Below are 14,023 nucleotides of genomic sequence, written 5' to 3'. Positions count from 1 at the left end.
TTGAAGGGGAGTTAATTAAATGAGGGTCAAAAAAGCAATTATTCCAGCAGCTGGTTTGGGTACTAGATTTTTACCAGCAACAAAAGCAATGCCGAAAGAAATGCTTCCAATTCTAGATAAACCAACTATTCAATACATTGTTGAAGAAGCATCTAGAGCAGGTATCGAAGACATTATTATCGTTACAGGTAAACATAAACGTGCGATTGAAGACCACTTTGATAACCAAAAAGAACTAGAAATGGTGTTAGAAGAAAAAGGTAAAAATGATTTATTAGAACGCGTTCAATATTCAACCGATTTAGCTAATATCTTTTACGTTAGACAAAAAGAACAAAAAGGTTTAGGTCATGCCATTCACACAGCACGTCAATTTATTGGCGATGAACCATTTGCAGTGTTATTAGGCGACGATATTGTTGAATCAGAAACGCCTGCGATTAAACAATTAATGGATGTCTATGATGAAACTGGTAAATCTGTCATTGGTGTGCAAGAAGTTGCACCAGAAGATACACATCGTTACGGTATCATTGATCCATTAGAACAATCAGGATTACGTTATGAAGTTAAAAAATTCGTAGAAAAACCTAAACAAGGTACAGCACCATCAAACTTAGCTATAATGGGTCGCTATGTGTTAACACCAGAAATCTTCGACTACCTTGAAACACAAGAAGAAGGCGCAGGAAATGAAATTCAATTAACTGACGCAATCGAACGTATGAACACAGAAAGCCAAGTGTACGCATATGATTTCGAAGGAGATCGTTACGACGTTGGTGAAAAATTAGGATTCGTTAAAACAACGATCGAATATGCATTAAAAGATAAAGACATGAAAGACGATTTAAAAAAATATATTAGAGAATTGAATGTATAAAATTTAGGAGAACAAAATTGAAAAAGATAGATATTAAAACTAAGGTTGATAATTATAAAAAAATAAAGGTGAATTTGTTTATATAGAAAGTAGAAGAAAGAAAAAAATACAAAAAAATTATTTTGTATTAGAGTCAACACACGGGGACTCTGTTGGTGGTCATATTTTTTATCTCATTAAGGAAATTCAAAGACAAGTTGAAAAATGTAAAGTTTTTGTAGTATCAAAACAACCAGAAAAACATAAAAAATTCCTTGAAGAAAAAGGTTTTAGTAATATTCAAATTGTTAAACATTTGTCTGAAGAATATTATGAATTATTAGCTGTTGCAGAGTATTTAATCAATGATACAACATTTTATCCATTTTTTAATAAGAGAAAAGATCAAAAATATTACATAATTTGGCATGGAACCCCATTGAAGAATATGGGAAAAGATATGGAAATAGTGGTAGACGTTGCTAATGTACAAAGAAACTTTTATATGGCAGATAAAATTATTGTTAGTAACGAACATACAAAAGATGTTCTTGTTGAATCACATAATTTAAAAAATGTTTACCCAGGTAAAGTTGTTGTAGGTCCATCACCTAGAAATAGTGTGTTTTTTGATAAAGCATTGAGAGAAAAGGTTAGGGAAGATTTAGAACTTGTAAATAAAAAAGTAATTAGCTATATGCCGACATGGCGAGGAACGGTAGGTAAAGTTAGAAAATCTTCCGAAGTAGAAAAAATGCTTAATTATTTAGATAAATTCTTAGATGAAAATACTATATTATACGTTAAGTTACACGACTTTGAGAAAAATAGCATAAAGAATACTTATAGGAATATACGTTTCTTCCCAGACAATTATGAGACATATGAATTTTTGACAGCAACTGATGCATTGATAACAGACTATTCTTCAGTAATGTATGATTATTTAAATTTAAATAAACCGGTAATTTTGTATACATATGATTTAGAGGAATATGCGAATACAAGAGGAATGTATGAAGATTTAACTGAGTATCCATTTGTAAATACTGAGACTCTAGAAGATTTAGAAAGAGCTATTAATAAAGTAGATAGTGAGATTAATTATGCTAATATGAAACAAAGATTTACTAAATATGATCATCACACAGGTTCTTTCAAAATAACTAAAAATATATTAAATGGTTATACTGATGATTCAATTTTGGAATACGATATCCATAATGGAAAAGAAACTGTTGCCATTTTAAGTGGTGGATTTTGGAATAATGGCGTAACTACTGCTCTAATTAACACTTTAGAAAATATTGATACAACTAAACGAAATTACATATGTTTCTTTGAGAAGTCTAAAGTAAAGCCTGAACATTATTATAGATTATTAAATCTTCCAGAAAATGTTCTTTTTTATCCAACTACTGGTGAATTAAATGGAAACTTACAAGATCGTTTATTAGTTAAAAAATATTTATGGGATGAAACATACTCTGCCAAAGCCCGTCAAAAACAATTAAAAAGAATATATAAAGAAGAGTTCACGAGATTGTTTGGTGATGTGAAAATTGACTGGATGATTCATTATACTGGCTTTGAACGTAAAGAGGCAGAAATGATGAGACATATTGATGCTAAAACAGCTATTTGGGTACATACAGATATGTTTGAAGAATATAAAGCTAAAAGTAATTTCAGTCGAAAAATTGTATTTGGTGCATACAAAGATGTGGATAAAATTGTTTTAGTGCATAATAACTTAAAAGAAAATCTAGTGAAAAACATCAAAGGAATTAGCTACAAAATTACGACAGTAAATAATTTCTTAGGTGAAAACAGAACACGTAATCTAGGAAATGAGGGCTTATTTAATTCGTTAGAAGGTGTTAAAGTAGATTATTCATTTAATGATAATGCCTATAAATCTAAGAATCAAATGTACCTAGAACAATTTAAAGAGGATATCCAAACATTGTTAGATGAAGTAAAAAATAAGAAAAAATATAAACTTCCAATTGGTATTAGATAAAATTGTCGAATTAAGTATGGATTATAAAGTAAGTGATTATTTAACTCATGTGGTTAATAAAGAAATAGAAATGATTAACCAATCAGTTAATAACTTGAAAAATATATTTAATGATAATGAAGATTTAGCTTATAAGCTAGCTTTTGAAGAATTTGAAAAAGAAATACTACCTAAGCTTAAAGACAAAGAAGATGAACTTCACTTTGATTTTCCTGATTTAAATGAAAAATTAGAACAATATAGAATAAGTACTATTGAAGAAGATGAAGCTGAGGAAGATATTGAAGTGAATAAACAGAACCACAAATTGTCTTCTCATGCTAAAAAGTTAATTTTAGATAGTTATCAAACGTTAAAGAGAGAAAAAGATTTATCAACTAAATTTAATGATTTGTTTGAAGGACAATTTGATAAAATAAATGATTATATTAATCAATATGTATTAGAAAATGAAAATCAATTATCTAAAAAGCCGATATTTGATTTTTACAATCATTTTAGAATATCTAAAGTGAAACTGTTAAATGCTATTTATAATAAAGATGTTAAAGTGTATATAAATATAGGAAGATACGACTACCAAAAAGGACACGATAAGTTAATCGAAGCCTTTGAAGATTTATATGAAGTGAATCAAAATATATTTTTAGTTTTAGTTTGTCCACACGGGCCATTAAAAAGTAAAACGATTAATAGAGTACGAAACTCATCTGCCAGAGAATGCATTGTTATTTTAGGTGGTATGAATAATCCATACCCACTATTATCACATTGTGATGCATTCGTTTTATCCTCAAATTATGAAGGATTAGGGTTAGTCGTTTATGAGGCATTAGCATTAAAAACAGATGTAATTACTGTAGATCTTCCAGAAACGATACAATACTTAGAAGAAAATCAAGCTATTATTGTTGATAATAATGCTAAAGGTATTTATAACGGATTATACAAACATAGATATAATCAATATGATATTAAAGAATTCGATTTCGAACCATTAAGACAATCATCTATTAAAGAATTTGAAAATGTATTCAAATGATGTATTTATTATGACTTTCTATGTAAAGAGAACAAATATGTATATGAAATGGTCAATCATTGGTAGGTCATTTAAGGATAGCGTTTTTTAATGGAGAGAAATATAAGAATATAAAAAAGTGGCTTACTTAAAGGTAGGCCATTTTTTTCGTAAAAAAATCGTTTATTATTATCGGAATATTCAGTATAATCAAAAGAAGGCAAATCATTAATGAAAATAGACATCGATACAGCATAAGAGGTACAACATGAAATGGTTTAAGATAATATTAGACATCACGGTATTACTATTAATATCAACACTTTTATTCTTATATACATATAAAGAAAATGAACAATTGTTACCTAGTAGTAAATATATAGTTGAAGTCACTGACTGGGATCATCAATATAATAAAAAAGAGATTTTTGATACAATCACAAAATTTGCTAAAAAAGAACATATTGCAATATATAAAGTGATTACTAATTATCAAAATAAGAAGATAAATAAAGATATATATGTCTTTAATCCAACTCAACAAACTTCGCTTAATTCCTTGTATTCACTTTTGTACATCATCCAATTATTGACCGTGTTAATCCATTACTCAAAATGGAAGACGACTATGCTAAAGTACCTAAAGATACGCAGTATTATGAAAATATTTCCGTGTTCAACAAAGATGGTAAAAAATTGGATTATAAACTTACATTTAATGGATATGCCCCTGATAAAGAATATGTGAAAGTCATGCATAAAGGACAATACGTAAGAAAAATCACATATGTTAAAGAAGCGAATGTTCCAAAAGAGGTTAAATCTCAATGACAATACAATTGAATCATCTATCAATTCACAAAGATAACTATCGTATATTTGATGATGTTAATCTAACATTCGAATATGGAAAATCATACGCTTTAATCGGAACAAGCGGATGTGGTAAATCAACATTGTTAAACATCATTGCTGGCATTGAAAAAGTTGGTAAAGAACAAATATTATTTAATGGCCAAATACAAAAGTTTAATGCTAAATTTTACAGAGAACAACTGGGTTATTTATTTCAAAATTATGGTTTAGTAGAGAACTTATCTATTGATGAAAATTTAGACATAGGACTCGCTTATAAAAAGTTGTCCAAAAAAGAAAAAGAAGCATTAAAGTCGAAGTATTTAAGTCAATTTGGACTGACTGAAAATAAAAAGAGAAAGGTTCATACTTTGAGTGGTGGCGAACAACAACGCGTAGCTTTAATAAGATTGATGTTGAAGGAGCCAGCGATTATATTAGCTGATGAACCAACAGGTGCTTTAGACCCTGAAACTGGAAAATTGATTATACAATTATTATTCAATTTGGTAGATAAAAATAATATATTGATAATGGCAACACATGATATGAATATCGCTTCCCAATGCGATGAAGTGATTGATTTAACGAAGTTAGCATAATTTGAAAACATTTCTAATGATTAAAGAAAATCCTCAACTCGAAAACAAGTCTCTCAAAACTAGTGAATCATACTAGTTACAAGGGATTATGTTAAAACAAGTTGAGGATATTTTTATTTTTATAATGCTTCTTTGAGTGCCTCTTTCATAGCAACATAAGCATAGTTACCAAAGTCTGCTTGTGCACTTTCAAACGGAGCGCCATTAACACTCACTACTTCATGATTTTTATCTTTATCATATTTAACAGGTGAGAAATTAAAATAAGCTAAATAGTTAGAAGCGGATTTTTCGTCTTTGTCCTTTTCACCTTTAACTAATACTGACACATTAGTAACTGGAAGTGCTTCATATTTCATTTCAGCTACACTATATGGTATAGGTTTTGATTGGTTAAGTTTTAATAATTGCTTTAGATTTTTAACTTTAGTGAAATCTTTATTTTCTACAGCATCGCTGAAACTTACATGGTATAGACCTGGTTCAACAGAAGCATAAACAAGTTTACCTTCTTTATATTTAGTCATGATTTCAGTATAATATTCCGGGTAATTTGTGTTGCCAACTTTTTTGCCAGATCCAGTGACATACCAATAATTAACTTGCTTAATACCATTTTCGCCAGCATCCATTTTTTGACGTTTTACATCTTTTTTATCTTTGAAAAATGCATCAACATCACTTAATGAAGAACCCTTAGATTCTTTAGTATATTTATAATCAGCAAGCTTTACTTTATCCATTAATTTCTTATAATCTTTCCAACCTTGCATTCCTTTTTTATTAGTGAAAGTTTTATCTGTCATAATTGGATCTAGTTTATTAAGCATAGAGATTGGTTTTTGTTTACTATATTTTTTCGTAGCTTCTTCATACGCTTCACTATTGTCATCGTATTCTTTAAAACGTTCACTTTTACTTTTAGCTTTAGATTCTGATTTTTTCTCCTCATTTTTATGTGAATCTTTATCATTATTACTATTGCTACAACCTGCTAAACATAATACTAAGGCTAAAATAAATACACTAATTAATTTTTTCATAATAAGTTCTCCTTTAACTATGTTTTAAGTTAATGCATTATTATATTTTTCATAGTGCCAATGTTTATCTTCAAGCATTTCTTGATAAAACGGGTTTTGTCCAATAAGTTTAATTTCATCTGCTAAAACTTCTACTTCGTCTAAATGATGTGTAGTCATGATAATTAAACAATGTGATTTTAATTGCTCTAATAGGCGGTGTATATCATATCTTGACTCAAGATCAATTCCAACGGTTGGTTCATCAAGTATTAAAATATGAGGATTACTGAGCAATCCAATTAAAATATTAATTTTACGTTTATTACCACCTGATAAATTGGAAACTTTAACTTTAGTTTCTTTAAAATTTAACTGTGATAAATAATCTTGTATTGTCTCTTCTGATACAGGATTATTACACAGTGACTTGAAAAAGTTAATATTTTCATTAACTGTCATATGTTCAAAAAGTGCGATATCTTGTGGAACATAACCGACCATATCTTTAATATGACGTTTAGTTAGTGTTTGGTTAAAATATTGTATGGAACCAGAATCTACCTTTTCAATACCAGCAATTAAACGTAATAAAGTTGATTTCCCAGCACCATTTTCTCCTAATAAAATAGTAATTTGATTATCTTGAATTTGCATATTGAGTTTATCGAAAATATGTTTATTTCTATAACTTTTACTTACGTCATTAATGTTTATCATCTAGTTCACACTCCTTTACAATTGAATCCATAGATAAATGACACTCATAACAATGGCATAGACAATAGCCATAAATATACGATGACTCAGTACATTAATTTTAAATAGTAATAAAGCAATGCCTAATTCGTAAATAACTAATATGATTAATGATTTTAAATAAAAGAATATGCTTAATGGTTGATGAATAACTAAGCTAATGCCAATGAGTATAATTATTAAAATAAAAACATGTGTAACGACATACGTACTATAAAGTTTAAGTTGACTATGATTAGTTAGGAAAAGTCGCTGTAATGGTGCGTTTTGTTTGAGACGCTGATGTAATAAAATTTGAATGGCACTAACCATGATGACACATGCAAATACAACACCAATGGAGATAGATTGATTTGCGTTTTGAGTTATAGAATGCGTTGTTAATTGTGATTTAGGTGTATCTTTATAATATTGATTTTGGATATCTGAGTGAGATTTTGTTTGATTCATATCGTCTAAGTGTTCTTGAATGATATATGGTATCTGTTGTTCATATAAAGAACGACTCACAATTTCGACAGCTATACTACCAATAAAATCATCTCGTCCATACAAAGGGATTGAGGATTTTAAATTATTGTTTTTTAGTTTACTATTGAAATCTTTGGGGATTTGCAGACTTACCATAACTTCTTTTTTCTTAACCAAGTCATCAATATAAAAATCGTCTTTAGATAAATATTGAATTTCTACGTATGGACTTGAATCCATTTGATGAATCAGTTGTTTAGATGCTTTACTGTGACTCATATCTTGGACTGCAATTGGAATTTTAAACGTTTGACTTGCAGATTTGTGAGCGATCCATAATGCACCTAATGCCAGCATAATCGTCAAAATAAATATAAAATAAGCGAACCATTGCTTTTTAATAACGAGTTGGATATACGGTTTCATCGACGATACCTCCAAGCAAGTATGATTAGCAATGCTAAAATTAATACAATTAAACTAAAATAGAACGCTGGATGTGAATCTAAAATATAGTTGTTTAAAGTAATTTCTAGCATTTGATTCGTTACTAAACTAAACGGTTGGCTAATTAAAACATCATTCAATATATGTTGGAAGAAAATAGTAGGAATAGTAATCCCTGAAAATCCAATAATGAGTATGCTTAGACTAACTTTTAGGAGTAAATTCAACCAAGATTTTGATACTAAATCAATAATGATGAGACATAAGACCAAAATCGTGACCAAATATACTAATTGGATGGCTACCGTAGGCCAATTATATGTTCTGAAAGCACTATGCAAAGCAGATTGAATCCAAACAAAACCTATTGCTGACCACAACAAGGTATAAAACCAAGAGATGAATCCACGTACAAGTGTTAACTTTTCAAAAGAAAAATGAAACATTTGTAAACGTTCTTTAAGTGCTGATTCTTGATTCATTTTCAAAACGGTGAAAAGTGATAAACAAAGAACAAATATGGAAAGTAGATAGCCAGTAACAACATAATAACTTCCAGTGTCATAAATATGGATAGATTCATAATCAAAGGAACCAGTACGATTAAGTCCGGTAAACAACATGTCTGTCATAGTCATTAATGTATCTTGGTCTGATGGTTTGTCAGCAAGATGTGAAAAACTTAGTATTCCTCCCATAGATAGCATTAGACGGTCATATACTGAATGGGTGAGTTGATTTATCACTACACTTTTAGTGGATTGTTTGTCATATGTATAAACTGAAATAGGAAGCCTACCATTTTTATAAAAAGCTTTTGTCATACCCTTATCAAAGACAAAATAACCTTGTAATTTTTGTTGTTTTAATAATTGATGTGCTTCATTTTCATTATATTTTTTCAATGATACATTCTTTCCTAAATTGCTACCTTTACCAACAGATCCTAAAATAAGTTGTGTTTCTTTGGATTGATCTTTATCTACAATGCCAATAGTAAACTTAGATTCATTTTTATTGATATGTTGAATAGTAGTTAAAGTGACAATAAGTGCAATTATGATTAATAGTAAATACACAAATAAGTACCACTTTTTTAATAAAAAAGAGTGGTAAATATGAAACAACTTTAATGAATTCAAATAACCACTCCTAATAATAATATAAAGAGGGTAGGACAGCTGTCCCACCCCTTATGCTTGCTGATTTGTCCTTGAATATTTACATGGATAGGGGGCGATTAGCCAACATATTTAAAAATACATTAAATACACAAAAATAATTGAAATTAGTCATCCAATTTTTTTTCTACTTTTTTAAATGTATCCTTACCTTTTTTCTCCATTTCTTTACTTAATTTTTCTTTGTCTTTTTTAGATAATGCGTTGAAGTCTTTTGCACCGTCAGTATTGAACTTAATTTTTTCTTTAAGTTTAGTATTGGCATTAATAATAATATTAATTGGTTCGCCATCTAGCTTGAATTCAACATTTAACTTTTGTTTTTGTTGGTTGTTCTTCGCGTCTGTGTCTAAGTTGTTTTCATAGTCGATATCATAATTATCTGTACCATCATCAATCGTTAATGTACCAGCATCTTTACGTTTTGAGTCATTTTGAGTCTCTTTGTTATCGATATCGAGTGAATAGCGGTCATAATCGATGCTACTAGTTAATGTATATTGATCTTTGTACTTATCATCTTTCTTTTTAGAAGAGCCTTTAATTTCAAATGAATTATCATTTCCTGTTACTTTATAATTCACTTTTAGGTTATCATCAATTTTATTTGTACCTTTGATGTTCATCTTTTTATCATCGGAATCAGTAATTGTGATATCACGTTTGAGAATTTGATGTTTTTCCTGATAGATAGTTGATTTAATTTTAGGGAAATCTTTATCTTGTGCGTCTTTAGCATCTTTCAAAGCATCTTTAATTGATTTGTTGTATTCTTTTTCATTCATATTTGAAAGTCTCAATAACTCTTTATCATCTTTTGCTTTTTTCAAAACTGCTACTGTTATCTTCTTAGCTTTTTCTCTACTAATTGATAAAGTAACTGGTTTGATTTTCTTAGTTTCCCCATCAATTTTCACTTTTTCTTTATCACCTTTTTTGAAATCATCATCATCTAATTTATCAGTGATTAAATCAGTATACCGTTTTGTTACTTTATCGATATCGTCTTGACGAGTATGTAGAACACCAAGTTGATTATTCAAATTGAAGTTTACATTTGAATAACCTTGTTCTTTCAGTTTAGAAGCGTCTGTTCCTTGTATTTCAGCTAAAGTATCAATGATTTCATTATTTTTAACACTATAAACACCTTTGAAGAAAGGTGATTCATAATATTGATTTTTATCATCTGCACTAGCTTGAAACTTACCAATTTCTTCATCAACTAGAGTAGGTGCTATATTGACGATACTCTTTTTACTTTCTGGATCGTGTCCGACAGTACCTTTAATTTTTGAACCATCGACTACGGATTTGGGCAAACCTAAGTCTTCTATGTAATCTTTAGGTGCATCTGCAGTAACTTCAAATTTAGATAAGAAAGAATTATCATTATATTTTTCTTGGAATTTCATTTCATTTTTGAAACGATCATTAATATATGAATCTAAGTTCTTAGCGGTTTTCTTTTCGCTTAATAAATATGAATTTTTTGGTGTATTCGTAATAAAAGCATAAACACCCCAAGCAATTCCTAGTACTAGTAATAGTCCAATTACTATGGGTAAAATGATTTTTAATTTTTTCGACATTGTATATCCTCCCAAAATGTACGTTATCCCAATTAAAAATAGCTATATTTAGCAAAAGTGACCAAATAATTGCGAGCAATTTATTCAGTCACTTTACTGGTATTATTTTAACTTGATTTCTTTTTTAGCAAGGTTATCATTGCTGTAGTCATCTGGATCTTTAACTTGTAATGTCACAGGTGTTTTTGTATCTTTTAATTTATAGAACTTAACAGCTTTAACTTTACCGCCTTTATTAATTTCATCAGTACCGTTTTCACCGTATTTTCTATCTAATTCGCTATCGTAAGCGTCCCCAGTTTTTAATTCTCTCTTAACATCTTTAGAATCTTGATATGCTTCAAAACTCATATCAAATGCTGATGATGCTGTTACATCTTCTTTGTCAGTTTTCTTTTTAACACCATAAACAATAGCAATATTTGGTTTATCATCGTCTGCATATTTGCTTGCATCGACAATTTGAGTGTCTAAAATTTCAACATCAAAGTTTTTACTTGATAATTTATCATCTTTGAAAGAAGAATCAGATTTCTTTTTATCATCTGAAGAAGAATCAACTTTTACAGAATCTGTATCACTTGAATCCTTTTTACTTTCTGATGATTTGTTAGAAGAATCGTTACTTGATGAATCTTTAGAAGAATCATCCTTACCACCACATGCGGCTAATACTAATACTGACGCAAATAGTAACGCTAGTAATTTTTTCATAATTAAACCTCCCAATATTATAAAATAATAGTATGTAATGAAAATATTCACTTATTAATATTAAATGAATAATAAAATAACGAATATTTATGGTAATTAGTATAGCATTTAATTGTTACTAAAGTAATACTTTATTTTAAAAATATTTACGTTAAAATATATTGATAGCCTGAATGAATAAAACTAAAATAATCAGTTATATTTTAAATTATAATTATTTTTATTTTAAATTTAAAAACAGTGTATCTAATAGTATTAAATTCAATTTTGGTTAATGAAATTGAGTCATTGCTTGATAAAGTTTATAGAATAAAAGGATCGTTCATTAAGGGAATCATTTAATGAGATTAATGACTTTAGTTGATTGATAGAATGGTTTAAAAATTTTGGGAATATCTAATTATGAGGTATTACTTCAGGGGGATAAATATGAAAAGGTTCGCATTAATACTGAGAATATTTGCTATTTTGATTCTCGTTGAAATTATCATTTTTATAGGTGCATTATGTACTCATTTATATTTTCAGCATCAATATATTCAAAAAGAAGAAAAACGGATTGAATTGTTTTTAAAATATAATTTTAAAAATATTAATAGCACAACAGTATATAAGAGCAATAGTGATTCACCGCTAGGAAGTTACAATATTATCGTCCGTATTAATGGAGATAAAAATAAAGAATTAAGCTATGATGCTGAATGTGGTAACTATAATCCAAAATTTAATGGAGAAGATTATATTTTAAACGGTAATCTAAAAAAGAAGAAAGTAAATAGAAATTTAAAATCTGTAAAGGAGATATTAAAAGAAAGAAATACCAATTCTGTTAATGATGCCTTAAGAAAAATACAATCGGAAGGTGAACAAAATGAAAAGAATCACTAAGCGGAAGATATTAATGCTTATTGCTATTCTATCAACAATAATGAGCAGTTTCGTAATACTGATAACTGTATGTAGTATGTTGATTGTTTTTGTTTGGGGATTATTTCCATATTGGACGCCTATTGCATCAGCAATTGTTGTCTTGGGCAGTTTTATATTATCTTTTTCATTAAAATATATTAAACATAAATATCTAAAGTTTTTCATTTCAGTACATATAATAGCGAGTTTTCTATTGTTTTTTGTAAATATAATTTCAATTTGCCTAGTACAATTAATTTAAAAATATGATTTTTAAGGAGAAGATAATGAAAAAAATTATTTTAGGTGTTTTAGTTATATTGATAAGTATATTGAATAGTGGTTGTAGTGATAATCAAGAGGAAAACAAATATCAAAGTAAAATAAATAAAATTATGGAAATTCAGCAAGAAACACATAAAGAAATGGTTAAAAAGGAGGATGAATTTATACCAGAATTTGATAAAGATAAAGTGAATTCCTATGTATATGATGATGGAAAACTTATTATAATAGGTTATAAAGCATTCAAAAATAGTGGTAACCTGTTTTTTATCCCTTATGTGTTTAAAGATGACAAAATTTATTATAAGAAGAACTTCGACGCAGAAACATATGTTAAAGAACATAAAGCTGATTATAAAGATATCAAAGTAAACTGAAGGAGAGGAAAAATGAGAAGAATAGTAGAGAAAAAAGTGTTCAACAATTATCTATCAAATCGATTCATAACATACATGTAGTATATTTACCTAATCAAAGAAGTATATTCGAAAAAGATTAAGGAGCTGGGAACTTGGTATATTTTGTATTAATTGGATTGTTTATTATATTTTATCTAGTTCTATTCGATGCTTTATTGAAGTCTGAAGGAATTTCGATTTTATCAGTGATTCTAGATATTATTATAATTGTAATGTTAATAATAGTTTATATTATCGGAAGGAAATTGTCTGGTAATGATTTGAGCAATTACATAGCATTTACGCTCATTGGATCATATATTTATATGTATTATGCTGTGAAAAATTTTTGGATTAAACCTAAATTAGTGAAATATTTGGTAGGGAAAAAATTACAAGAAGAAGAGGAAGACTTAGAATATCAAAAGCTAGACATACAAACTTCACGAACTAAGTCAAAATATTATGGTGCAGTAGCTATTTTACTTTTGGTATTTACTAAAATTTATATTACTCCAGATTTAAAAGAAGATAGTTTATCAACGGTTTCCATTTTTATACCTATAGGAATTATTATCATTTTAATTTGGCTTATATTAGATTTATATAGAAAGAAACAATTTGGTATTTTCTTTTTTAAATCGTTAATACCTATGGTTGTAACAGTATGGATTTTTGTTTCTATTGTAATATTGATTTGAATTTTAACTATATTAGGTTCGAGTTATTAGATTTAATAAGTACATAGTAGTAATGATTTAGATTTATCAATTGAATGAAAGAGTGCTTTTATAGTCATTAGATAACTGTTCTAATACGCATTATTGAGATAGTAGATTGAACTCAGATTACTAGTAGGGAAAAATGGAAAAATCTATATTA

13 protein-coding genes and 1 pseudogene are annotated in these 14,023 nt (G+C 28.3%); 8 read left to right on the top strand and 6 right to left on the bottom strand.

Annotated elements, in window-relative coordinates; genetic code table 11:
• Window positions 1-19: 19 nt before the first annotated feature.
• The 5 genes and pseudogenes from galU (at window position 20) to N524_RS0108235 (ending at window position 5,363) form a co-directional block, all read left to right on the top strand.
• Window positions 20-883, top strand: coding sequence for a UTP--glucose-1-phosphate uridylyltransferase GalU (gene galU / locus N524_RS0108250; RefSeq protein ID WP_029056241.1), 864 nt, complete (start codon window positions 20-22; stop codon window positions 881-883).
• Between the two features lie 82 nt (window positions 884-965).
• A complete protein-coding gene (locus tag N524_RS13675) occupies window positions 966-2,885 on the top strand; it encodes a CDP-glycerol glycerophosphotransferase family protein (protein WP_311133133.1) in 1,920 nt (639 codons plus the stop codon).
• Between the two features lie 16 nt (window positions 2,886-2,901).
• Window positions 2,902-3,927 carry a glycosyltransferase gene (locus N524_RS13670; protein ID WP_231460197.1) on the top strand — a complete coding sequence of 342 codons (1,026 nt, stop codon included), beginning with the start codon at window positions 2,902-2,904 and terminating at the stop codon, window positions 3,925-3,927.
• A gap of 537 nt (window positions 3,928-4,464) precedes the next feature.
• Window positions 4,465-4,737 (top strand): annotated as a pseudogene (locus tag N524_RS13205) (YxeA family protein); the annotation flags it as partial.
• Window positions 4,734-5,363, top strand: a complete 630-nt coding sequence (locus N524_RS0108235) for a putative bacteriocin export ABC transporter (protein ID WP_017637617.1) — start codon at window positions 4,734-4,736, stop codon at window positions 5,361-5,363. The pseudogene N524_RS13205 and the gene N524_RS0108235, both read left to right, overlap by 4 nt.
• A gap of 119 nt (window positions 5,364-5,482) precedes the next feature.
• Here the strand turns inward: N524_RS0108235 and N524_RS0108230 are convergent, their stop codons facing one another.
• The 6 genes from N524_RS0108230 to N524_RS0108205 form a co-directional block, all read right to left on the bottom strand.
• Entirely contained in the window at window positions 5,483-6,406 is a 924-nt protein-coding gene (locus N524_RS0108230; RefSeq protein ID WP_029056239.1) for a hypothetical protein, read from the bottom strand.
• A gap of 24 nt (window positions 6,407-6,430) precedes the next feature.
• Window positions 6,431-7,105 carry an ABC transporter ATP-binding protein gene (locus N524_RS0108225; RefSeq protein WP_029056238.1) on the bottom strand — a complete coding sequence of 225 codons (675 nt, stop codon included), beginning with the start codon at window positions 7,103-7,105 and terminating at the stop codon, window positions 6,431-6,433.
• A gap of 15 nt (window positions 7,106-7,120) precedes the next feature.
• Window positions 7,121-8,041: an ABC transporter permease gene (locus N524_RS0108220; protein ID WP_017637614.1), complete on the bottom strand. Its 921-nt coding sequence runs from the start codon at window positions 8,039-8,041 to the stop codon at window positions 7,121-7,123.
• On the bottom strand, window positions 8,038-9,204 hold the full coding sequence (locus tag N524_RS0108215; RefSeq protein ID WP_029056237.1) for an ABC transporter permease: 1,167 nt from the start codon (window positions 9,202-9,204) through the stop codon (window positions 8,038-8,040). The genes N524_RS0108220 and N524_RS0108215 overlap by 4 nt, the downstream gene beginning before the upstream one ends.
• Before the next feature lie 146 nt (window positions 9,205-9,350).
• On the bottom strand, window positions 9,351-10,835 hold the full coding sequence (locus N524_RS0108210; protein ID WP_029056236.1) for a DUF6583 family protein: 1,485 nt from the start codon (window positions 10,833-10,835) through the stop codon (window positions 9,351-9,353).
• A gap of 102 nt (window positions 10,836-10,937) precedes the next feature.
• Window positions 10,938-11,549 (bottom strand): DUF5067 domain-containing protein, encoded by a 612-nt coding sequence (locus N524_RS0108205; RefSeq protein ID WP_017637611.1) that lies wholly within the window; start codon window positions 11,547-11,549, stop codon window positions 10,938-10,940.
• A 429-nt stretch (window positions 11,550-11,978) separates the two neighbouring features.
• On the opposite strand from N524_RS0108205, the gene N524_RS0108200 reads away from it, so the two are divergent.
• The 3 genes from N524_RS0108200 (at window position 11,979) to N524_RS0108185 (ending at window position 13,842) form a co-directional block, all read left to right on the top strand.
• Entirely contained in the window at window positions 11,979-12,437 is a 459-nt protein-coding gene (locus tag N524_RS0108200; protein ID WP_029056235.1) for a DUF1433 domain-containing protein, read from the top strand.
• 308 nt (window positions 12,438-12,745) lie between these two features.
• Window positions 12,746-13,120, top strand: coding sequence for a cystatin-like fold lipoprotein (locus N524_RS0108190; protein WP_029056234.1), 375 nt, complete (start codon window positions 12,746-12,748; stop codon window positions 13,118-13,120).
• Between the two features lie 134 nt (window positions 13,121-13,254).
• Window positions 13,255-13,842: a DUF5080 family protein gene (locus tag N524_RS0108185; protein WP_029056233.1), complete on the top strand. Its 588-nt coding sequence runs from the start codon at window positions 13,255-13,257 to the stop codon at window positions 13,840-13,842.
• The last annotated feature ends 181 nt before the right edge of the window (window positions 13,843-14,023 follow it).

The organism is Staphylococcus sp. URHA0057 (genome assembly GCF_000620265.1).
In the GTDB taxonomy this organism is placed as follows: Bacteria; Bacillota; Bacilli; order Staphylococcales; family Staphylococcaceae; genus Staphylococcus; species Staphylococcus pasteuri.
The sequence above is the reverse complement of the archived record's forward strand: the minus strand, read 5'-3'. Positions and strand labels throughout refer to the sequence as shown.